Raw genomic sequence first — 21984 nt, forward strand, 5'->3', positions numbered from 1 at the left:
TCCCCACGCCCGTGGGGATGAACCGGCTAACGGAAAAGTCATCATTGAGGCGACCGGGTGTTCCCCACGCCCGTGGGGATGAACCAAGTCCTTGACGCCCTTCGCGCTGCGACCGTGGGTGTTCCCCACGCCCGTGGGGATGAACCGATCAGGTAGTCGAGCACAATCCGCGAGAAGTCGTGTTCCCCACGCCCGTGGGGATGAACCGGAAGGGCAGGCGGGCATCTGGATACCGGATTAGTGTTCCCCACGCCCGTGGGGATGAACCGGGCGTTCCGGCGCTCCTGCTGCCGCACGTCAGTGTTCCCCACGCCCGTGGGGATGAACCGGCGGCATTTGGTGCAGCGGCGGTGTCTGTCTTGTGTTCCCCACGCCCGTGGGGATGAACCGCACTACCTCACCCAGGCCCCGCGCCTGAGCCCGTGTTCCCCACGCCCGTGGGGATGAACCGAATGAGGTGGCCGACGTGCTGGGCCTCGAGCTGTGTTCCCCACGCCCGTGGGGATGAACCGCCGGCTGTCTCTGCGAAGGAGATGATCGAGTCGTGTTCCCCACGCCCGTGGGGATGAACCGAGCGACCGAGTAGACGTGGGCGACGAGGCTAGTGTTCCCCACGCCCGTGGGGATGAACCGTGCGCGGCCGAGTGGGCGAGTCTGCCGGGGAGGTGTTCCCCACGCCCGTGGGGATGAACCGGTGTTGGACGCGGCCATTACCGAGGAAGACGCGTGTTCCCCACGCCCGTGGGGATGAACCGTGGTGAGCGTGGCGGACCTGGCGGCGGGGCACGGTGTTCCCCACGCCCGTGGGGATGAACCGACCGCGACCTGACGGAGTAGCGCATGGCAGACCGTGTTCCCCACGCCCGTGGGGATGAACCGCACTACGCGAGCGGAGAAATCGAGTGCATCGAGTGTTCCCCACGCCCGTGGGGATGAACCGTATTCGGCCGGAACAATCTGCGCATCACGACAGTGTTCCCCACGCCCGTGGGGATGAACCGCCTACCTGGGTGTGCAGGACGTGCGACTGGATGTGTTCCCCACGCCCGTGGGGATGAACCGATCGAATTGACCAGCATCGAGCCGGCCACGGTGTGTTCCCCACGCCCGTGGGGATGAACCGCTACCACGGCAACCTGTACGTCGACGAAGTCTGTGTTCCCCACGCCCGTGGGGATGAACCGTCTTGTGCGTCGGTGTGGTGCGTATGGATGGTGTGTTCCCCACGCCCGTGGGGATGAACCGCAACCGCTTTACCCGAACGCGACACCACCATCGTGTTCCCCACGCCCGTGGGGATGAACCCCGAGCACAGCCCCTGCCCCGTCGCGGTACGTCGTGTTCCCCACGCCCGTGGGGATGAACCGTTGGTCGAATCTGTGACGCCCGATTCAATCCAGTGTTCCCCACGCCCGTGGGGATGAACAGTCACCGTCAACGACATCAAGCCCGAGACGATGGTGTTCCCCGCGCCCGTGGGGATGAACTGTTATCGCAGGCTGACGTTGGTAAGGACAGGCCCGTATCGGACAACTCGCTGCCGCACTGCCATGGGTTTCTCCCGTGTCTGCGGCGATCATCCATCGGTAGAGCTGCACTGGACGACCGTTGACAGCGCGACAGCAGCAGGCGGCCATGGGCCGTCCGCCGTCGTTACATTTCGCTTGAATGTCATCGGCGGCAGGCTATGTTGAATCAATGACGTGACGAGCGACTCTCTTCGGCCAGAACGACGAATCAACTTCTCTCCGCTACGCAGCCAATGTCAGGAGTCGTTTATGACTACCAAACGCGAATTCCTGAGAATCAGTACGCTGGCGGGCGCGGGGACTTTCCTCTTCACCAAGTTCGGGTTCATCCGGCGTGCCTTTGCCGCGATACCGGGTGGCACGCTGGATCCCGCTTTAATCACGAAATACGCCATGCCATTGGTCATCCCGCCGGCGATGCCCAAAACAAGCAGCGGGCGAGTCGACTACTATGAGATCGCTGTCCGGCAGTTCCAGCAGCAGATCCTGCCTACCCCCCTGCCCCGTACGACGGTATGGAGTTACGGCTCGGCCAACCACCCGGATACGTTCAATTACCCGGCCTTCACCATCGAAGCCAGGTACGGCAGGCCGGTCCGGGTCAAGTGGATCAACGACCTGAAAGACGCCGACGGGAACTTCCTTCCCCACCTCCTGGCGGTGGATCCGACGCTCCATTGGGCTAACCCGCCGGGCGGCGCCGCGGGCCGGGACATGCGCCCGAGCTTCGCGCGTACCCCGGGGCCCTATACCGGCCCGGTCCCGATCGTGACCCATCTGCACGGGGGGCACAGCGCCCAGGAAAGCGACGGCTATGCCGAGGCCTGGTACCTGCCTGCGGCGAACGACATCCCCGCGGGCTTCGCCAACGAGGGCACGTGGTACGAGTCCTTCAAGAGCGAGTTCTCCAGCAAGTTCGGCGAGGTCTGGGAGCCTGGCACGGCGACGTTCCAATATGAGAACGATCAGCGGGCGAGCACGTTCTGGTATCACGACCATACGCTGGGCATGACCCGCCTGAACGTCTATGCGGGACCCGCCGGGTTCTATCTCCTGCGCCGCGGGCCGGGCGATCTGCCGGACCCGGTTCTCCCCGGTCCGGCCCCGGAGGTGGGGGCCGACCCCTTCGGGAGATTCTATGAGGTTCCCATCGCGATCCAGGACCGCTCCTTCAACGCGGACGGCTCACTGTTTTACCCGAGTACCCGCGAGTTCTTCGACGGCTTCGCGGGGCCCTATATCCCGGTCAGCGATGTCCCGCCGATGTGGAACCCGGAGTTCTTCGGCAACACCATGGTGGTCAACGGGCGCACCTGGCCCCATCTGGAGATCGAGCCACGCCGCTACCGCTTCCGCGTCCTGAATGGCTGCAACTCGCGCTTCCTGATCCTGAAAATCGTCACCGACCCGTCTGCAACGCGGCCGGCGACTGCGGCGCGCCCGTTCTGGCAGATTGGCGTCGCGGGCGGGTTCCTGCCCGCGCCGGTCGAGATCGATTACCTCCTGATGGCCCCCTCCGACCGGGCCGACGTCATCGTCGACTTCACTGGCCTCTCGGTCGGTACCGAGTTCCACCTCATCAACGAGGGCCCCGACGAGCCCTTCGGCGGCGGCACGCCAGGCACGGATTTCGACGCAGCGGATCCCGACACGACCGGTCAAGTCATGAAATTCGTGGTGGTGCCGCTAAGCAGCAAGGACAACAGCCAGGATCCCGCACGGCTGACCTTGCCGGCATTCAGGCCGCTTGGCCCGGCAAGCACGACACGGAAGGTGTCGCTCAACGAAAAAGCCAGTGCCTTCCCCGGATTTGACGGCCCCGTCGAAGCGGAGCTGGGCACGCTCGACAGCGCCGGCAATCCGGTCCCGGGGGATTGGGACGATGCGATCACCGAGAACCCGGCGCTCGGTTCGATCGAGATCTGGGAGATCTACAACTTCACCGAGGATGCGCACCCCATTCACATTCACGAGGTGCAGTTCCAGGTGCTGAATCGCCAGCCGATCGAGGACGGTGAGGCCCGCTCGCCGGAGAACTGGGAGACGGGCTTCCAGGACTCAGTCATCGCCTATCCGGGCGAGATCACGCGAATCAAAGCCCTGTTCAATCTGCCTGGCCTCTACGTCTGGCATTGCCACATCGTCGAGCACGAGGACAATGAGATGATGCGCCCGTACTTCATCGGCCCGAATCCGCCGACGACTTGATCGATGCGATGAAATTGGCCACGCTTCGGAGCGGCCGACAGGTAGCTCTCGCATACCCGGTGGGGACGCCGCCCGCTGTTTCTACTGTGGCCCTGGGGGCACTACCCCGCGCGGCGCGGCGCAGTGCGCGGATAGCCAACGCGCATCGGTTTCGATCTTCAAGTCACCGCTAGTAGACTTCATATTGACGCGCGTCGTGAAGTGCTCCGGGCCGTCGACCCGCGCGTTGAAGTCGCCGCTGGCGTCCGGCTGCGTGCAGCTCAGGCGCCCGGTCACCGTGTTGCCGGTTTTCACGACATTGCCCAGCGTGCAGTTGCCCTCGATTTTGCCGGAGTAGATGTTGTCCTGCTTCGCCTGTTCCGGGCTGATGCAGCTGCGCACCGCGCCGTCATTACCCAGGCTCACGCCGCGCGCCGCCATCTGCTGCTCCATCATGCGGCGCATGTCCGGGGGCAGGTTCTTCAGGTGCTGCTGCATCTGCGCCATCTGCGACGACATGTCGGGCAGGCCGGCAATGCTCATCCGCGTCGAGCGAAATTCCCACAGCCCCGGCCGGAGGTCAGCCGCGTGCCCGACTGCGCTCATGCACAGCGCCGCCATACCAAAAACCAGGGATCGTGCACGATTCATGATCAGCCTCCTTCCAAAATCTCTCTTTTGACAGGCCGCATGCGGCGCCAGCTTCATTAAGCAAGCTTATGCGATGCGTCGCGGCGCTCCTGCAGGCGTTCGAGAGCTCGCCCCACAAGTTGAGCGACTGTAGTGCATGGCAGGGGAATACTGCGCCTGGCCGGAGCCCCTTCCCTACTTCAAACTCGCCAGATACTGCACCACCGACTCGATGTTCTGCTCGCCGAGTTGGGTGACCGCTGCGCTCATTTCGCTGTTGGTGCGCTCGCCGGTCCTGGTGAGGTAGCGCTTCAGGCTCAACCGCAGGTAATCGACCTGCTGGCCGGCCAGGCGCGCGAAGCTTTCGCTGCCGTGGGCGTCGTTCTGGTGGCATGAAACGCACAGGCGTTTGTAGTGTTCTGCGCCGCCGGCAGCCGCGGGGCCTCGCGTGGCAACCGACGCGGCGGGGACAGCATTGCCATAGAACATGGCGATGGCGGCCTTTTCTCGGTCACCGAGGACTTTCATCAGGCCCTGCATGAATTCGTTGCGGCGCTTGCCGGTGAGGAAGGCGTCGATCTGACTGACGATGTAGGCGGGATTCTGGGCGGCGAGGTTGGGTACCTCGGGAAAGCGGGCGATGCCTTTTTCACCGTGGCAGTTCTTGCAGAAGAAGGCGGCAGAATCGCCTTCGCGGATCAGCGCCGCGCGCGTGGCCGGATCGGCTGCGGCCTTCTTGAGCAGACCCTGCACGGCCTCGGGTCCGGCGGACGCGGTGTTGCAGAACACGGCCAGCAAGGCCGCGGCAATGGCCAGGCGGCCTGTCCAATTCATGATGTGTTCCCTGCGGAGTAATCGCACGCCAGCGCATTTAGCCTTGGCGTATGTGCGCCGCATTTTAGCATCGCCCCGGTACTGCGCAGGCGCACGCATGCGATGCGGCAGTCAGACAAAAACCGGCTCCGGTTCGAGCGCCACGCCGAAGCGTGCGATGACGTCGGACTGGATGGCGTGCGCGATGCGCTGCACGTCGGCACCGGTGGCACCGCCGCGATTGACGAGAACCAGCGCCTGCTGCTCATAGGCGCCAACCGGACCGAGATTGCGCCCCTTCCAGCCGCAGCGATCGATGAGCCAGCCGGCAGCGAGCTTGAAGTGGCCGTCGGACTGCGGGTAGCGCGGCAGGTCCGGGTGGGCGGCGTCGAGCCGCGCGAGCGTGGCGGCGTCGACGACCGGATTCTTGAAGAAGCTGCCGGCGTTGCCGATGCGTGCGGGATCGGGGAGCTTGCGTTCGCGGATGGCGATGATGGCGTCCGAAACGTCGACCGGCGTGGGGGGTTCGACGCCACGAGCGGCGAGCTCGCGCGCGACGTCCGCATAGGCGGTGACCGGCTGCCAGCGCTTCGGCAGACGGAAGGTGACGGCGGTGATCAGCACCTGCCCGGCCAGCGCCTGCTTGAAAATGCTGTCGCGATAGGCGAAGCGGCAGTCGGACGCGCCAAGCTGCAGCAGGTCGCCGGTTTCGAGCGACACGGCCTGCAGGCCGTGGAAGCGTTCGGCGACTTCGAGCCCGTAGGCGCCGATGTTCTGCACCGGCGCAGCGCCGACGGTGCCGGGAATCAGCGACAGGTTCTCCAGTCCGGGCCAGCCCTGCGCGAGGGTCCAGCGCACGAAGTCGTGCCAGGCTTCGCCGGCGCCGGCTTCGACATACCACGCCGCCTCGTCCTCGCCGACGAGGCGCCGGCCGGCAATCTCGACCTTGAGCACCAGACCGGGGAAGTCCCGCGTCAACACGATATTGCTGCCGCCGCCGAGGATCAGGCGCGGCGTATCGGCCCAGTCCGGGCGGGCGATCAGTGCGGCGATCTGTGCCGCGTCGTCGATGACCGCCAGAAGCGCGGCATATGCAGGCAGGCCGAAGGTGTTGAAGGGGCGCAGATCGGCTGCCCTGCGGATCGTCGGCGGCGCCGCTGCGGCGGCGGAAAGCTCATTCGGCACGGGCAAGGGTCTCGCAGCCGGTCGGGTCGATGGGGAAGATGCGGTCGTAGCCGAGATTGAAGACGAAGGCATAGAGTACGTAAGCGGAGGCCAGCCCGAGGTCGGCGACCAGCGCTTCGAGCCAGCCCATGCCGGTCCACGCCATGATCACCGGCAGGCTCATCAGCAGCAGGCCGCCCTCGAAGCCGACGGCGTGCAGGGCGCGCATGCGGTACGGCCGGCGATCGGCCGTGCGGCCGGTGATACGGCCTTCGACCCAGTCGAAACAGGTGTTGTAGGTGCCGTTCCAGATGGCCGCGATCAGAGCGACCAGCGCCAGCAGACCGATAGAATCGGCGATCGCCACGCCGCTGAGCCACGCAAACGGCGGCGTGATCAGGACCAGCCCGCCGAGCTCGAACAGGAGGATCTGGCGGACACGGTCCCAGAACGAGCGCAGCTTGGGGTGGTGGACGGACACGGGAGGCGGAATTTCAAGGCAGGGCAGGCAAAGATAGAACCTCCCCTCGCCAAAAGCAACCGCTGCACTGCAACATCCTAGCTACGGAGCGAGAGATTGCCACCCCGCGCGATCAATTGTCGGGATGGCACCATCTCGGGCCGCGCGGGGACTCGCCCTCGCGGCCGGATTACTGCGCGGGCTGGTCGGACTGCTGTTGCTGGGCGCGCTTGCGCATCTGCTCCCATTGACCGCGCGGCTCGCGCTCTTCCCGCGGCGGCTCGCGACGCGACTGCTGTTGCTGTTCGCGCGCCGCACGCTCCTGCTGACGCTGCTGCGCCTGCGCCTGCTCCTGAGCCTCCATCTGGCGCCGGCGTTCGTCGAGCTGCATGCGCTGGTTCCGTTGTTCCAGCTCGCGCCGCTGGTCGAGCTGCTGGCGTTCCTGCAGCGCCCGCAGTTGCGAGCGCTTGCGCTCCTCCTGCGCCTGCTGCTGTTGCTGTTGTTCCTGACGCTGCATTGCCTCACGTTGCGCCCGCTCCAGGCGCTCCTGCACCGTCTGCCGGCGTCCCTGTTCCTGCTGCAGTTGTTGCTCCTGCTCCTGACGCTGCCTGCCCTCACGCTGCGCCCGCTCCAGGCGCTCCGGCACGGCTTGCCGGCGCCCTTGTTCCTGCTGCAGTTGCTGCTCCTGCTCCTGACGCTGCCTGCCCTCACGCTGCGCCCGCTCCAGGCGCTCCGGCACGGCTTGCCGGGCCCCTTGTTCCTGTTGCAGTTGCTGCTCCTGTTCCTGGCGCTGCCTGCCCTCGCGCTGGGTCCGCTCCATGCGCTCCTGCAGTACCGGACGCCCGCGCTCCTGGCCCTGCTCACGTTCGGCCTCGCGGCGACGCGCGTCGTCGCGGAAACGCTGCCAATCGCTGCCCGACTCTTCAGCGCGGCGCGGCGACTCGGGCTGGCCGAACAGCGGCCGCGCGGCATCCCCGCCGTCGCGTCTTTGCACCGTCGGGCGCCCTTCCAGTTGCTGCACGCGATGGCGGCGACGATCCGGGTCACGGGTGATGAAGCGCGGCGGCCTGATGACCTCGTCCGACACGCGGGTGACGGCGTCGCGCTGGTCGCGGAACGCGTGACGCACCCGATCCGGCGCCCTCACCACGCGATTGATTTCGGTGACGTTGGTGACATGCGTGATGTTGACCTGCCGAACGTAGGTCGAACTATGGCGATAGCGCGGCACATAGACTTCGCGCGGCGCCAGCGGGAACCAGCTGACATCCGGGAATCGGCCCGCCGAGAAGCTGATGTTCACCCCCGGCGTGCCGACCCAGGCCACCAGCGCGGGCGCATAGACCGGGCGCGCGATGTAGCGGCCCGGCACCCACGCCCACGAGCTGCGGATCTGCACCCAGCGGCCATAGTGGAAGGGTGCGAAGCCCCACGGCGAGTCGTCCACCCAGGTCCAGCCCCAGGGCACCACCCACACCCAGCGCCCGTAGCGATACGGCGCCCATCCGTAGGGCACGCTGCGCGGGAACCACACCGGACCGTAGTCGTCGTATTCGCGCCAGTCGCCATGCTCATAGAGGTCTTCCGCACCGGTCATCTCGGGCGAAACGTAGCGCTGGCGCCCCAGTCGGTCGTCACGCTCGTCGCGTGCCAGCGACCAGTCGGAAAAATCGTCGTCGTCCGGACGATCCCAGCGGACTTCATCGCGGCCATCCGTCGGGATCTCCGCCCGGCGCCCATCGCTCACGCTGACGTCACGGCCGTCGCCACGGAAGTCGACGTGACCACGATAATTGCTGACGCGAGTGAGGGAGTCGAGGTAATCGATGCGGTACTGGCCCGGTTCGGTGGGCACCGCAAGGCCGTCGCGCGTCTCGACCTCGATTGCCGCCTCGGGATCCGCGCTGCGCACCCGCATCGCAACGCTGCCGTCGTGAAGACGCACGCGGATGCGCTCGTCGTCAAGCCGGAGGATCTCCAGCGAGGTGTCCTCGGCCAGGCGCAACACGCTGGAACCGATGCGGATTTCGGCACGGCTGTCGGACTCGGTGGCGAGCTCGTCGCCGGTGGTGAGCGGCAAATTCACGCTCGCGCTTTCCCACTGCTGGCTGCCGTCACGGCGCAATGCGAGTTCGCCGTCGATCACGGAAAGGCGCCCCACCCGCGTGGGGGGATCCGCCCAAACAGCGCTCGCACCCAACATCGTGAGGACGAGCGGCAGTGCAATCAGCAGTCGCAGGCTACGCATCAACTCGCGGACCATCTCGGTGGTACTCCGGTCAAACCCCAACGGGGCGGGCAGGCATCCCTCGGGCGGGCACCGGATCGGCGCATGCAAGAGGACGTCCTGTGAAGATCAACGGACGTGCGCCGCAGGTGCTGACGCTTCACACAATTATTTTCAAATCCGATGCCACGCGCTTTTTTGACAGCGCGCTCAGCGTGGCGTTGCGCCATCGTTTTCCGCGGCAGGCGGGGCGACCGGGTCGGTCGGCGGATTGGCAGGCGACTCCGTCTCGGCGCTTCCGCCGCCGCTCGCCGCGACGCCCGGCTCAACCGCAGGCTCCCCTACCGGCTCCTCCGCGGGTGCCAGCACCGGCTCGGGTTCCGGCGCCGGTTGGCGCAGGTAGGGAATGAGGGTCGGCGCCATCGATTTGAGGATCTGTACCGGCAGCCCCGAGGTAAAGCGGAACGACGCCGCGTCCGACCCGATCACGTACGCGGTCAGAGTGCCGAAGTAGCGCGGGCCGAGGTAGAACACGAAGGTCGCCGTGCGATTCAGCGCAATGGCGCCACGTACCTGCCCGCGCGCGCCGGAAATGACGATGCGATTGTCACCGGTACCCGTCTTGCCGCCGACCGCCAGCGGCGTGCCGTCGGCGGCGGCGAACGCGCCGGCGAGGCGCCGTGCGGTACCGCCTTCGACCACTTCGGACAGGGCGTTGCGCAGGGCGGTGGCCACTTCCGGCGCCATGACCCGTTCGCCGGCGCGGGCGCGACGCGCCAGCACCGTTTCGTACGGCGTGCCCGCGGCAAAATGCAGCCGGTCGACGCGTGCGGTCGGCAGGCGCACTCCGTCATTGACGATGATCCCCATCAGTTCGGCCAGCGCCGCGGGACGATCGCCGGCGCTGCCGAGCGCGGTCGCGAGCGACGGCACCAGGCGGTTGAACGGATAGCCGAGACGCGCCCAGCGCCGGTGAATCTCGAGAAAGGCTTCGACTTCGAGAATCGTGTAGATGCGCTGGTCCTGCGCGCCCTTGGCGTGGGTGCGGAACAGCCAGCGGTACACGGCCTGGCGCTCCTCCTTGCTGGCCTCCACGGCATCGGTATAGCTCGCGCCGGGATTGGCGGCGAGATAACCGGCCAGCCACAATTCCAGCGGATGCACGCGCGCGATGTAGCCTTGGTCGGGCAGATCGAAGCTGCCCGGGGCATATCGCCGGAACATCGCCGCCAGGCGCTCGTCACTGAGATCACTGCCCGGCAGGCGCTCGTCGATGAAGGCCGCGAATGCCTTCTGATCGGCATGCGGGTTCAAATAGCGGAACGCGGCCGCGAGCCGGTCGGCGCTCGGACGCAGGCCATCGAGGAAGGCCGCACGGATATCGTCCGGGCTCTGCCCCTGGTACTTGCGCCAGAAGCGCCGCAGGAACACCTGCCCCTCGCGGTCGGCAAACTTGGCGAGGTACTCGTCGCGCCGCGGATCTCCGTCGTCCTCGAGCAGCTTGGCGGTGCTGCCCGGCACCTGGTACATCGTGTGCCGCACCACCTCGCGCATCAGGCGAACGAAGGGCAGGTTGATCGACGCCTGCAGCGCCTCGCGGATCGTCGGGATGCGGTCGTTGTCTTCCTTGCGGAAATTGTTGAAGGTATGCAGCCCGCCACCGGTGAAGAAGGCTTCGCCGGGGCCGGCCGAGAAGCGGCGTTCGAGTGCGGCATCGAGCATCTCCGGCAGCTTGCGATCCGGGCTGCGGATCAGGTAGTCCAGCGCCCAGCGGGAGAGCGCGTCGTGTCGGTCGACCGGCGTCTCGCGCAGCGCCTGCACGGTCTGACCGGCGAAGCGCTGGTGCAACTCGGCAACGAGCTCCAGATAGGTCGCGAGAACCCGCAGCTTCGCGGTGGAACCCAGCTCGAGCTTGCTGCCCTCGTTGATGTCGAGCGGCTGGTCGGTGGTGTCAGTCTGCACCCGCACGCGATTGCCGCCCGCGGTGCGCTCGAACAGCGTGAAGCTGTAGTGCACTTTGTTGAGCTGGGCAGGCGTCAGCAGGCGTTCGCCGATCACGCCGCTGGCACGCGCGAAGTCGGGATCGGAGAGACGTCCGAGATAGTCGCTGACCACATTCTGCAGTTTGCGATCGAGTGTCGCCGACGCACGCAGGTCGAGACGGTCGAGATCGTACAGCGACACATCCAGCATGCCGGCGATACGCGTGCGCATCAGCGTCGCCCCCTTGTCGGCATCGGCCGGCACCCGCGCGGGGTCGGTCGCGGGATCGCGGAACACCAGTTCGCTCTTGAGCGCCGCGTCGCGCAGAGCCGGCCCGATCAGGCCGCCCTCGGCCAGCACGCGCAGATGGGCGTCCGCGAGCCGCGACAGGTCGTCGCGCCCGCGCCCGAGATAGTGCGAGGGACGGCGGTGCGCAATCATCAGTGCCAGCACCTGGCGCAGCGCCAAGCCCTGCTGGGCAAGCATCTCGCCCGTTGCCTCGTCGGCGGCCAGCAGGCGGTTGGCGCGTGCGAAATCGGCGCCAAACCAGACCCACAGTCCGTCACCCAGGCCATGCACTTCGCCATACACCGGCGCCGCCGACAGCGGCACGGTGTTGAGGTAGTCGAGCACCAGGGTGCGCCGCACCGGCAGGGTCTCCGCGCCATCGCGATAGGCGCGAACGCTGGCCGACACCATCTGGCGCAGCTTCTCGCTGGGCGAATGCGTCACGCCATCCGGTGAATGGCGGTACTTCTCGATCTGCGTCGCCAGCGTGCTGCCGCCCGGGGTATTGAGATCCTCATCGACCACCTTGACGAGTTGTGCGAACACCGCGCGGCCGAAGCGCGCCCAATCCACCGCCGGGTTCAGATCCGGCCGCTCGGTGTCGAGCAGGTCACGGTTCTCGATGAACAACAGGCTTTCCACAACGCGCGAAGGGATCTGCTCGAAGGTGGCGTAGTGGTGCAGCGGATAGCGGGTTTCGTACAGGGATTCGTCATGTGCATCGCGCACGTCGAGACCGGCCCGCGTCTTCTCGCGATACGACGGGAAATATCCCCGTGCGGTGTAATCGAGCAGGGCATCGGCAAAGCGCACCTGGCTTTCCACGGCAAAGTCGCGTGTCCCCAGACGCTCGACGAAATGCGGCAGGCGGGTGTAGCCCAGGCGCTCATCGAAGGGCCCGTGTTCGGGGAAGCGGATCGCATCGCTGGGCCCGGACTGCAGCGTGTACTCGAGCTTCGCGGCATAGCGCGGAATCTCGCGCGCCTGCAACCAGGAGCTTTGGCTCTCGAAAAACGCCGCAACCGCCACGACCACGATGACCAGGAGTACCAGCCAGAAGAGCGCACGCCGGAGCGCCCGGAACCACCCGCGCCGCGGTGGATTCTTGTTGCTGTTGTTTCCTGACACGTTTGCGCCCGAATGATGTGATACCCGGATTATCCAGCATCGGCAGCCCGCTTAGATAGCCCGGACGATGACGCTTCGATGCACAGTGTGCGTTCTTTCCTGCTGCATGTTGTCAGGGGACAACACTGCGGCGTCGGCGCGACGGATACCGCTGCCGGGACCACCCCCGCGCACGGACAAGGGCGTTCCCCTGGCGGACCCGCCGCGCGCCCGCGCTCAGACCAGCTTCTCTCCATGCTCGCGCGTGGCGTGGAAGCCGACCTTCGGCCACTTCTCCCTCGTCACTTCGAGGTTGTAGCGGCTCGTCGCGAGATAGACGGGGTTGCCGTCGACGTCCTTGCCGAGGCGCATCCCCTGCTCGCGCTCGAAGTTGCGCCGCGTGAGGTCGTCGGGGAAGGTCAGCCAGCGCGCGGTGTGGATTTCGGCGGATTCGAAGATCGCGTCGACCTTGTATTCGTCCTTGAGGCGCTGGGCGACGACTTCGAACTGCAGCTGGCCGACGGCGCCGAGCAGCATGTTGCCGCCTTCCTGTTCGAACACCTGGATCGCGCCTTCCTCGCCGAGTTCCTGCAGGCCTTTCTGCAGCTGCTTGGCCTTCAGCGGGTCGCGCAGGCGCGCGGCACTGAACATTTCCGGCGAGAAGTACGGGATGCCCTTGTAGCCGAGGTTTTCGCCTTCGGTGAGGGTATCGCCGATGTGCAGCTGGCCGTGGTTGTGGATGCCGATGATGTCGCCGGCCACGCCGTCTTCCATCAACACGCGCTCGTTGGCCATGAAGGTCAGCGCATTGGCGAGTTTCATCTCGCGCCCCATGCGCACGTGCTTCACTTTCATGCCCGAGCTGTAGCGGCCCGAGCAGATGCGGAAGAACGCGATGCGGTCGCGGTGCTTGGGGTCCATGTTCGCCTGGATCTTGAACACGAAGCCGGAGAACGGCGCTTCGGCCGGCATCACGAGGCGGGTACCCCCGTCACGCGGCTGCGGCGGCGGCGCCCAGTCGAGCAGCGCCTGCAGGATCTCCTGCACGCCGAAGTTGTTGATGCCGGAGCCGAAGAACACCGGCGTCTGCTTGCCGGCGAGGAAGTCGCCGAGCGAGAACGGGTGCGAGGCGCCCTGAATCAGCTCGACTTCCTCGCGCAGCTTTTCCACTTCGAGCGGAAAGAGTTCATCGAGCTGGGCGTTGGCGATGCCCTTGATGACTTCGGCCTCGCTGCGCTTTTCCTCGCCGGCGGCGAAGCGCAACACGCGGTCTTCGAGCAGGTGATAGACGCCGCGGAAAGTCTTGCCCATGCCGATCGGCCAGGTGATCGGCGCGCAGTCGATCTTCAGCACTTCCTCGATCTCCTGCAGCAGATCGAAGGTTTCACGCACTTCGCGGTCCATCTTGTTGACGAAGGTGATGATCGGCGTGTTACGCAGGCGGCACACTTCGAGCAGCTTGATGGTCTGCGCCTCGACGCCCTTGGCGGCGTCGATCACCATCACCGCAGCGTCGACCGCGGTCAGCACGCGGTAGGTGTCTTCCGAGAAGTCCTGGTGGCCCGGCGTGTCGAGCAGGTTGATAGTATGTCCGGCGTAATCGAACTGCATCACCGAGCTGGTCACCGAGATGCCGCGCTGCTTTTCCACTTCCATCCAGTCGGAGGTCGCGTGACGCGCGCTCTTCCGCGCCTTGACGGTGCCCGCGAGCTGGATCGCGCCGCCGAACAGCAGCAGCTTTTCGGTCAGCGTGGTCTTGCCGGCGTCAGGGTGGGAGATGATGCCGAAAGTGCGGCGGCGTTCGACGTCGCGCAGCAGTTCGGGCGGGAAAGGCGTATCGGGGGGGGAGGTGTCGGACATCGTCGGATCGCAAAAAAACAAAGCCGCCGAGCCGAGCGGCCAGGCGGGTACAAGCTCAATTCTATCAAGGAATTACGCCCGATCGCAGGAGATTGGCCGCGGGCACGGGGAAATCTGCGATGATGCGGCCCTTCCGAAACCCGACCATGCCGTCATGACCCGAGCCACTCCGACGCTGCGCCAGCGCAAGATCTTCGCCCTCACCCGCATCCTCGGCGGGCTCGTCGCGGCGTGCTACCTCGGTTACGTCGTGGTCGCGAATCTTGCGGCCGGGGTGCCGTTCGATCGCACGCTGGGGTTTACCGCGCTGGTCGCAGTGGCCGGGTTTGCCTATGCGGCGTGGTATCTGCGCGACCTGTCGGCAATCGCGCGCGAAGAGCGCGAACAGGGTATCGACGACTCGCGCTGATCGCGCCAGCTCCGGAATGCCCGCGCCGGAGTCGGGCTCCGGCGCGGGGTTCGGCTTCAGGGTTTCGGCGCTAGCTCGCTTACTTCGTTGCGGCCTGCTCCGCGACGTAGGGCTCGTGCAGCACCACCGGCTTGGCCGCACGCTTGCGCATGCGGATGTTGAGCATCTCGACCACCACCGAGAAGGCCATCGCCGAGTAGATGTAGCCCTTCGGCACATGGTGGCCGAAGCCTTCGGCGATCAGCACGACACCGACGACCATCAGGAAGGACAGCGCCAGCATCTTGACCGTCGGGTGCGCCGAGACGAAGTCGCCGATCGGTTTGGAGGCGACCATCATCAGCGCGACCGACGCGATCACTGCCGCCATCATCACGGTGAGGTTGCTCACCATGCCGATCGCCGTGATGATCGAGTCGAGCGAGAACACCAGGTCGATCACCATGATCTGCAGGATCACCGCAGTGAACGTGGCCTTCACGGCGGACGATGCCTCGCCCTCCTCGCCTTCGAGCAGCTGGTGGACTTCGCCGGTGCTCTTCCACACCAGGAACAGACCACCGCCGATCAGGATCAGGTCGCGCGCCGAAATGCCGCGACCGAACAGTTCGAACAGCGCGGTATTCAGGCCGGCGAGCCAGGCGAGGATCGACAGCAGGGCCAGGCGCATGAACATCGCGAGAAACAGCCCCAGGCGCCGGGCGAACGTGCGCCGCTCGGGCGGCAGCTTGTCGACCAGGATCGAAATGAAGATGATGTTGTCGATACCCAGAACGAGTTCGAGCGCGGTGAGGGTCAGGAAGGCAACGATGAGTTGCGGGTCGGTCATGAATTCGAGCATGTTGTTTTCAAGTGGAAAAGGGTGCCGCTTGTATAGCATGCTGCCCGCGAGAATGCCGAATTGTGGCGCCTCACCCAAACTTCGGAATTTCGTGATTGACGGCGCAGAACGCGCTGCGGACCCTCGGTGACGCCGGTGCTTGCCGGTCCGATCGCCGGTCACGCCGCCGACGTCCGCACCGAGCACGGCACGCATCTGGCGCGATGAGCTGCGATCCGGAGTTGTGCCTCCGCTCATCGCAGGCTGCAGTGCGATCGCATGCGCGGCTATTACCATTGGGTTAGCAGACAGGGTATGCTTCGCAGCATTTCGCCTCGATTTCGTTCCGTCACAAGGTCACATGTCGCGACGCCTTCTTCCGATGAAAATGACGCTCGCCTGGCTGATGACCGGGATGAGTGCCGCTCACGCCACGGAATCGCCGTATTTCGAAGAAATGCCGCTGGTGCTGAGCGCGACGCGCCTGCCGCAGCCGCTGCACGAAGTGCCCGGCGCGGTGACCGTGATCGACCGCGAGTTGATCGCCGCGACCGGTTACCGCGATCTGGCGCGCGTGCTGCGCCTGGTGGCCGGCATGCAGGTCGGGCAGGAGCGCGGCCACGCGCAATGGGTGACCTACCACGGCCTGTCGAACGACTTTCCGACCGAGATGCAGGTCCTGATCGACGGACGCTCGGTCATCACGCCGAGTGCGTTTGGCGGGGTCGATTGGAGCGGGCTGCCTCTTACGCTGGACGAAATCGACCGCATCGAGATCGTGCGCGGCACCAATCCCACCAGCTTCGGTGCCAACGCCTTTCTCGGCGTCATCAACATCATCACGCGCCACAGCGCCGAAGCTCGCGGCCTGCGCGTCGGCGTGCGCGGCGGCCATGACCGGGTGCGCGACGCCGAACTGACCTGGAGTGGCGGCGACGCACCACTGACGCTGCGCGCGAGTGCCGCAACGCAGCGCGATGGGGGTTTTGACGGACTGCACGACTCGCGCCGTACGGATACCTTTTCGCTGCGGGGCGACCTGCAGCTGTCGCCACAGGATTCCCTGCTGCTGCGTGCGGCCACCAATCACGGGCGTCGCAGCGAAGGCTATGCGGATTCGGTGTTCGGCAACAACGGGCTGCGCGACAGCGATAACCACAGCCACACCCTGCACCTGCAGTGGCAGCACAACCCGTCGGCGGACGAGGAATGGCTGCTCAACTACTACCGCAACCACGAACGCATCCGCGACGAATGGCTGGCCAGCGCACCGCCGTTTTTCCCGGCGGTGCCGCTGAACCGCAACCGTGACAGCGTGCGCGACAATTTCGAACTGCAGCACCGCAGCGCGCCGCTTGCGAACCTGCAACTCGTGTGGGGTGCGGAGGCGCGACGCGACGATGTCGACGCGCCCTTCCTGTTCTACGGCGACAACCCCGATCCGCAGTATCTCTACCGATTGTTCGGCAACGTCGAATGGCGCGCGCTCGATACGCTGACCTTCAACCTGGGCGCGGCACACGAAAAGTATTCCGGTGCCAGCGCCCATTTCAGCCCGCGGCTCTTTGCCAACTGGCAAGCCTCGCCCGCCGACACCCTGCGCATGGGCTTTGCGCGCGCCTACCGACAGCACAACCCGTTCGAGCGCTACGGCGACATCCGTGCGATCGACCCGGCGAGCGGCGCTGTGCTGGTGCGCCCCTTCCTGCCGAACCCGAACCTCAAGCAGCCGCGCATCGACACCATCGAGGCGGGCTATTTCGGCCGCTTCGACACGTGGAACACGACGCTCGACGTGCGCGTCTTCAACGAACACATCCACGATTTCGTGGTCCGCGTGCCGCAGGCGGATCCTAGCCCGGCACCGTTGCTGTCGGCGTTTCTCGGCTCGACGCGCTACGAGAACCTCGGGCCCGCGGTGCGCCTGCGCGGCATCGAATACGAGCTCGTCACGCGCCCGGCCGGGGGCACCGAATTGCGCCTCGCCCACAGTCTGATCGATCGTCGCAGCAACCCGGACATCGAGGACCGCAGCGCCCCCTATACCACCAGCCTGAGCTGGCTGCAGGATTACGGACGCGGCTGGAAGAGCATGCTCAGCGTGCTGCGCATGGGGCCGCTCGCCGGTGGTGACGGCTACGTGCCGCGCTACCGCTATCTTGCGCGCCCGTATACGACGCTGGACGCCAACCTGAGCTACGCCACCCGCATCGGCCGTCAGGCGGTCCAGTTCGCGCTGACCGCACTGAATCTCGGCGCCAAGCACCAGGAAATCGCCGACCGCAGCCAGCAGGCCGTCAGCGGCGACGATCCGGTCAATCCGGTCAGCCGCACGGTGTATCTGTCGGTCTCGATGGCGCTGGAGTGAGCCGCAACCCATGAACGCGGCAACGCCGATCACCCTGCAGGCGCATCCGCAAACGACGACATCCCCTACCCGTACCATCGCCGTAGACCTGCAGTGGGGAGCCGACGGCACGCTGAGACTGCGCTTCGAACTGCGAGGCAGGCTCGAGCGCATTGTCGTGCCGCCGCAACAGGCGCCACTCGCCACCGACGGATTGTGGGCGCATACCTGCTGCGAAGCCTTCGTCGCGGTACAGGGCAGCGCGACCTATCGCGAGTTCAATTTCTCGCCCTCGCGCCAGTGGGCGATCTACGATTTCAGCGCTTACCGTACGCCTGCGGCGGCGCCCGCACCGCTACCCGCGCCGACCATCACGCTGCGACGCGACGGCGAACTGCTGACGCTCGAAGCCGCGATCGAGGCCGCGGCGCTGCCGCCCGGCGAGGCGTTGCAGCTGGGCCTGTCGGCAGTCGTCGAAGCGGACGACGGCACGCTATCCTATTGGGCCTTGCACCACCCGGGTGCCCGCCCCGACTTTCACCACCGCGACGCCTTCACGCTGACGCTTTCGCCGCCTCGGCCCTGAGCGCGCCGCCCGCCCACCGCCAGGACACCATGACCGCTGCCGTCAAGTTCGGACTCGACCGCCTGCTCGCCGACCCCGCCCTGCGCCGCCCGCTCGCCGGGCGCCGCGTTGCGCTGCTCGCCCACCCTGCATCGGTGACGCGCGAGCTGACGCATTCGCTCGACGCCCTCGCCGCGCTGCCCGACCTGCAGCTCACCGCCGCCTTCGGCCCGCAGCACGGGCTGCGTGGCGACAAGCAGGACAACATGGTCGAATCGCCCGACTTCATCGATCCCCTGCACGGCATCCCGGTGTTCAGCCTGTATGGCGCGGTGCGCCGCCCGACCGACGCCATGATGGAGAGCTTCGACGTACTGCTGGTCGATCTGCAGGATCTGGGCTGCCGCATCTACACCTTCATCACCACGCTGCGCTACGTGCTCGAAGCCGCCGCCCGTCACGGCAAGTCGGTGTGGGTGCTGGACCGTCCGAATCCCGCCGGGCGGCCGGTCGAAGGCCTGCTGCTGCGCGCCGGCTGGGAGAGCTTCGTCGGCGCCGGTCCGATGCCGATGCGCCACGGCCTGACGATGGGCGAACTGGCACGCTGGTTCATCGCGACGCTGCAGCTCGATGTCGACTGCGAAGTCGTCACGATGGAAGGCTGGGCGCCCGACGCCGCGCCGGGCTATGGCTGGCCGCTGGGCGAACGCAGCTGGGTGAATCCCAGTCCCAACGCGCCCAACCTGTCGATGGCGCGCGCCTATGCCGGCACCGTGATGCTCGAAGGCACGACGCTGTCCGAAGGCCGCGGCACCACGCGTCCGCTGGAGCTCTTTGGTGCCCCGGACATCGATGCGCGCGCGCTGCGTGCCGAAATGCAGCGCCTCGCCCCGCACTGGCTCGAAGGCTGCGTGCTGCGCGAATGCTGGTTCGAGCCGACCTTCCACAAGCACGCCGGCAAGCTGTGCAGCGGCCTGCAGATCCACGTCGAGGATGCCGCGCACTACGACCATGCCGCCTTCCGTCCGTGGCGCCTGCAGGCGCTGGCCTTCAAGGCCTTGCGCGGGCTGCAGCCGGGCTACCCGATCTGGCGCGACTTCCCCTATGAATACGAGCATGACCGCCTCGCGATCGATCTGATCAACGGCAGCGAACTGCTGCGCGAATGGGTCGATGATCCGGCGGCGACGCCGACCGACCTCGAGACGCTGACGCGGACGGACGAAACACGCTGGCGCGACGAACGCGAGGCCTTCCTGCTGTATCGCTGAGTGCCCTGCCAAGAAATGGCGACACCGTCGTAATTGCGGCAGTGCAGCACAAAATGTGCGTCCGATCGTAACCGGCGTCGGTAACCCCATCCGCAAGACGATCGCATGACGCCCCGCCCCGCCGTCACACCCGTCGCCCACCGGCGACGGCGCGAAACCCGCGCACAGCGGTGATCCTGGCGACTTCGGCATTCATCCCGTCGCCATGCGGCGACGGTTTTCGCCCGTCCTGCACCGCGTGCAACCCCGCAACAGACTCCAACAGATTGAAACAATAGAATTTTCCAGTCCTGGCGCAGCGCTTGCATAGTCCTGATCGTCCACCTGCGTTGCCCTGCAGGTCCGATCGCCCGACTGGAGTACTGATGTGAAAACCAAGCAGTTGATCTGCGCCGTGATCGCGGTCAGCGTCCTCGCGCCGGTCATCGCCGGCGCCGCCGGCGCCCTGGCCCCCGCAACACCTGCCGCTGCAGCCCCCTCCGTCGCGGTACAGACGCAACCGGAGAAGACCGAGGCGCTGCCGTCGGTGGCAGACGTCGAGTACGTTTTCGGCCTGCTGGACCTCGATACCGACGGCCGCATCGCCAAGGAAGAGGCAAAGGCTTCCGCACCGCTCGTGAAATACTTCGGCGACATCGATACCGACTCGGACGGCACGATCTCGCTGAGCGAATGGAGCGCGTACTTTCGCTATAGCGAACCCCGCGCCGGCGCTTGAACGGGTAGCCGCCAGCACCAACGGATCCGGAAAACCGGTCCGAACGACATCGCACTGATCCCCCGGCGCCGAGTCGGCTTACAATCCGCAGCGAGGCTTGCGACCACAAAGCGTGGTGCAGGCACCCTGCGGCAACGGCCGCCTGTCCGCCACCGGATCAATCGCGATGAACGACGCCCTGCGCATCTTTGCCTGCAACTCGAACCGCGCACTGGCCGCGGAAATTTGCAACGAACTGGGGCTGCAGCTGAGTCAGCTGGAGATTTCGCGCTTCTCCAACGACAACCTGCACGTGCAGATCCGCGAGAACGTGCGCGAGCGCGACGTGTTCGTCGTGCAGTCCTTCACCGAACCCGTCAGCGACCACATCATGGAGCTGATGATCACGCTCGATGCGCTGCGCAGCGCGTCGGCCCGGCGCGTGACGGCGGTGATTCCGTACTACTCCTACGCGCGCTCCGACAAGAAGGACGCACCGCGCATCTCGATCACCGGTCGCCTCATCGCCGACATGCTGCAGACCGCCGGCGCCAACCGCGTGCTGACGATGGACCTGCACGCCGACCAGGTGCACGGCTTCTTCAGCGTCCCGGTCGATCACCTCACCGCGATCCCGACGATCGCCGAGCATTTCCGCCAGCACCACGACCTGTCGCGCATGGTCGCGGTGGCGACCGATGCCGGCGGCGCGAAACGCGTCGGACGCTTCTCGGAGCGCCTCGGCATTCCGATGGCGATCATCGACAAGCGCCGCGTCAGCGACACCGACGTCAAGCACGGCGAAGTGGTCGGCGACGTGCAGGGGCGCGACGTCGTGATTTTCGAGGACGAGATTTCCACCGCCGGCACCCTGCTGTCGACGATCGCCACGCTGAAGGCCGCCGGCGCGCACTCGATCCACGCCGGCGCCGTGCATGGGGTGCTGTGCGGCCCGGCCATCGAGCGCCTGCGCGAGGCGGCGATCGAATCCATCGTCGTCACCAACACCGTGCATATGCCGCCGGGCAAGCGCCTCGACAAGATCACCCAGCTCACCGTCGCGCCGCTGTTCGCCGCGGCGATCGAGCGCATCCATAGTGGCGAGAGCGTCGGCGCGCTGTTCGAATAGCACCGCGCGGGCCATGCCGCGGCTCGCTCAGTCCGGCCGCGTGGCGAGGAGCCAGGCTTCGTAGCCACCGCGCAGCGGCCGCGTCGAGGCGTAACCCAGCTCGCTCAGCATCCGGGCGGCACGTATCGCCGTGGCGTCGCGCGGACAGGCACACATCGTCACGATCGGACGGTGCTTCGGCCAATCGCCGACAACGCCCGCCAGCGTTTCCAGATCGGCCACCGTGGCACCTTCGACCGGACCGGTCGTCTCGATCATCTGCGCGCCGCGCAAATCCAGCAACAGGGGCGGCTCGTCCGAGGCGAGCGCCGCGAGCAGCTCGGACGGGGTGATATGCGGGATCGCCGCGAGTTTCTCGAAACGGTAACGCTGCCACAGCTTCCAGCCGAGCCAGCCGCCCAGCGCGAGCACCACCAGCACGATCAGCGTCGTGCCGTGCGTGCTCATCGCGGCGAGGGCCACCTGCAACTCGTCGCGCAGCCACCAGCCCGCGAGGAT

General features: G+C 66.3%; 16 protein-coding genes and 1 CRISPR repeat array (1 of these 17 only partly in view). Of the genes, 7 read left to right on the forward strand and 9 right to left on the reverse strand.

What is annotated here, in order from left to right:
• Positions 1 to 1489: a CRISPR direct-repeat array (repeat unit 29 nt; unit sequence GTGTTCCCCACGCCCGTGGGGATGAACCG); it begins 8611 nt to the left of the window's first position.
• 289 nt (positions 1490 to 1778) lie between these two features.
• Positions 1779 to 3737, forward strand: a complete 1959-nt coding sequence (locus tag GPA25_RS11370; RefSeq protein WP_169260504.1) for a multicopper oxidase family protein — start codon at positions 1779 to 1781, stop codon at positions 3735 to 3737.
• 81 nt (positions 3738 to 3818) lie between these two features.
• On the opposite strand, the gene GPA25_RS11375 is transcribed toward GPA25_RS11370, so the two are convergent.
• From GPA25_RS11375 to GPA25_RS11405, 7 genes are all read right to left on the reverse strand, one after another.
• Positions 3819 to 4367: a DUF3617 domain-containing protein gene (locus GPA25_RS11375; RefSeq protein ID WP_169260505.1), complete on the reverse strand. Its 549-nt coding sequence runs from the start codon at positions 4365 to 4367 to the stop codon at positions 3819 to 3821.
• Positions 4368 to 4541: 174 nt separating this feature from the next.
• On the reverse strand, positions 4542 to 5180 hold the full coding sequence (locus GPA25_RS11380; protein WP_169260506.1) for a c-type cytochrome: 639 nt from the start codon (positions 5178 to 5180) through the stop codon (positions 4542 to 4544).
• 111 nt (positions 5181 to 5291) lie between these two features.
• A complete protein-coding gene (gene murB, locus GPA25_RS11385; protein WP_343034905.1) occupies positions 5292 to 6344 on the reverse strand; it encodes a UDP-N-acetylmuramate dehydrogenase in 1053 nt (350 codons plus the stop codon).
• Positions 6334 to 6804 carry a PACE efflux transporter gene (locus tag GPA25_RS11390; protein WP_169260508.1) on the reverse strand — a complete coding sequence of 157 codons (471 nt, stop codon included), beginning with the start codon at positions 6802 to 6804 and terminating at the stop codon, positions 6334 to 6336. Before GPA25_RS11390 ends, murB begins: the two co-directional genes overlap by 11 nt.
• 169 nt (positions 6805 to 6973) lie before the next feature.
• Positions 6974 to 9046: a DUF6600 domain-containing protein gene (locus GPA25_RS11395; protein ID WP_169260509.1), complete on the reverse strand. Its 2073-nt coding sequence runs from the start codon at positions 9044 to 9046 to the stop codon at positions 6974 to 6976.
• A gap of 174 nt (positions 9047 to 9220) precedes the next feature.
• Positions 9221 to 12409 (reverse strand): transglycosylase domain-containing protein, encoded by a 3189-nt coding sequence (locus GPA25_RS11400; RefSeq protein ID WP_425486385.1) that lies wholly within the window; start codon positions 12407 to 12409, stop codon positions 9221 to 9223.
• 216 nt (positions 12410 to 12625) lie between these two features.
• Positions 12626 to 14248, reverse strand: a complete 1623-nt coding sequence (locus GPA25_RS11405; protein ID WP_169260510.1) for a peptide chain release factor 3 — start codon at positions 14246 to 14248, stop codon at positions 12626 to 12628.
• Between the two features lie 154 nt (positions 14249 to 14402).
• Between GPA25_RS11405 and GPA25_RS11410 the strand changes: the two genes are divergently transcribed.
• Positions 14403 to 14657, forward strand: a complete 255-nt coding sequence (locus GPA25_RS11410) for a hypothetical protein (RefSeq protein WP_169260511.1) — start codon at positions 14403 to 14405, stop codon at positions 14655 to 14657.
• Positions 14658 to 14736: 79 nt separating this feature from the next.
• On the opposite strand, the gene GPA25_RS11415 is transcribed toward GPA25_RS11410, so the two are convergent.
• Complete coding sequence (locus tag GPA25_RS11415; protein ID WP_169260512.1) at positions 14737 to 15498, reverse strand: TerC family protein; 762 nt, start codon at positions 15496 to 15498, stop codon at positions 14737 to 14739.
• A 361-nt stretch (positions 15499 to 15859) separates the two neighbouring features.
• Between GPA25_RS11415 and GPA25_RS11420 the strand changes: the two genes are divergently transcribed.
• From GPA25_RS11420 to GPA25_RS11440, 5 genes are all read left to right on the forward strand, one after another.
• Positions 15860 to 17845, forward strand: a complete 1986-nt coding sequence (locus GPA25_RS11420; RefSeq protein WP_169260513.1) for a TonB-dependent receptor plug domain-containing protein — start codon at positions 15860 to 15862, stop codon at positions 17843 to 17845.
• A 10-nt stretch (positions 17846 to 17855) separates the two neighbouring features.
• Positions 17856 to 18410, forward strand: coding sequence for a DOMON-like domain-containing protein (locus GPA25_RS11425; protein WP_169260514.1), 555 nt, complete (start codon positions 17856 to 17858; stop codon positions 18408 to 18410).
• A 29-nt stretch (positions 18411 to 18439) separates the two neighbouring features.
• Positions 18440 to 19660 (forward strand): exo-beta-N-acetylmuramidase NamZ family protein, encoded by a 1221-nt coding sequence (locus GPA25_RS11430; RefSeq protein WP_169260515.1) that lies wholly within the window; start codon positions 18440 to 18442, stop codon positions 19658 to 19660.
• A 367-nt stretch (positions 19661 to 20027) separates the two neighbouring features.
• Positions 20028 to 20378, forward strand: coding sequence for an EF-hand domain-containing protein (locus GPA25_RS11435; RefSeq protein ID WP_169260516.1), 351 nt, complete (start codon positions 20028 to 20030; stop codon positions 20376 to 20378).
• 166 nt (positions 20379 to 20544) lie between these two features.
• Positions 20545 to 21486: a ribose-phosphate diphosphokinase gene (locus tag GPA25_RS11440; protein ID WP_169260517.1), complete on the forward strand. Its 942-nt coding sequence runs from the start codon at positions 20545 to 20547 to the stop codon at positions 21484 to 21486.
• 27 nt (positions 21487 to 21513) lie between these two features.
• On the opposite strand, the gene GPA25_RS11445 is transcribed toward GPA25_RS11440, so the two are convergent.
• The coding region (locus tag GPA25_RS11445; RefSeq protein ID WP_343034906.1) for a rhodanese-like domain-containing protein at positions 21514 to 21984 on the reverse strand (471 nt) is incomplete at its 5' end.

The sequence above is a fragment of the Aromatoleum diolicum genome, assembly GCF_012910955.1.
Lineage (GTDB): Bacteria > Pseudomonadota > Gammaproteobacteria > Burkholderiales > Rhodocyclaceae > Aromatoleum > Aromatoleum diolicum.

Bases quoted from the DNA above. Each gene is read 5' to 3' on its own strand.
- GPA25_RS11405 (WP_169260510.1), bottom strand. From the start codon at position 14,248: ATGTCCGACACCTCCCCCCCCGATACGCCTTTCCCGCCCGAACTGCTG.
- GPA25_RS11420 (WP_169260513.1), top strand. From the start codon at position 15,860: ATGAAAATGACGCTCGCCTGGCTGATGACCGGGATGAGTGCCGCTCAC.
- GPA25_RS11380 (WP_169260506.1), bottom strand. From the start codon at position 5,180: ATGAATTGGACAGGCCGCCTGGCCATTGCCGCGGCCTTGCTGGCCGTG.
- GPA25_RS11375 (WP_169260505.1), bottom strand. From the start codon at position 4,367: ATGAATCGTGCACGATCCCTGGTTTTTGGTATGGCGGCGCTGTGCATG.
- GPA25_RS11410 (WP_169260511.1), top strand. From the start codon at position 14,403: ATGACCCGAGCCACTCCGACGCTGCGCCAGCGCAAGATCTTCGCCCTC.
- GPA25_RS11370 (WP_169260504.1), top strand. From the start codon at position 1,779: ATGACTACCAAACGCGAATTCCTGAGAATCAGTACGCTGGCGGGCGCG.
- GPA25_RS11395 (WP_169260509.1), bottom strand. From the start codon at position 9,046: ATGGTCCGCGAGTTGATGCGTAGCCTGCGACTGCTGATTGCACTGCCG.
- GPA25_RS11430 (WP_169260515.1), top strand. From the start codon at position 18,440: ATGACCGCTGCCGTCAAGTTCGGACTCGACCGCCTGCTCGCCGACCCC.
- GPA25_RS11440 (WP_169260517.1), top strand. From the start codon at position 20,545: ATGAACGACGCCCTGCGCATCTTTGCCTGCAACTCGAACCGCGCACTG.
- GPA25_RS11425 (WP_169260514.1), top strand. From the start codon at position 17,856: ATGAACGCGGCAACGCCGATCACCCTGCAGGCGCATCCGCAAACGACG.
- GPA25_RS11415 (WP_169260512.1), bottom strand. From the start codon at position 15,498: ATGCTCGAATTCATGACCGACCCGCAACTCATCGTTGCCTTCCTGACC.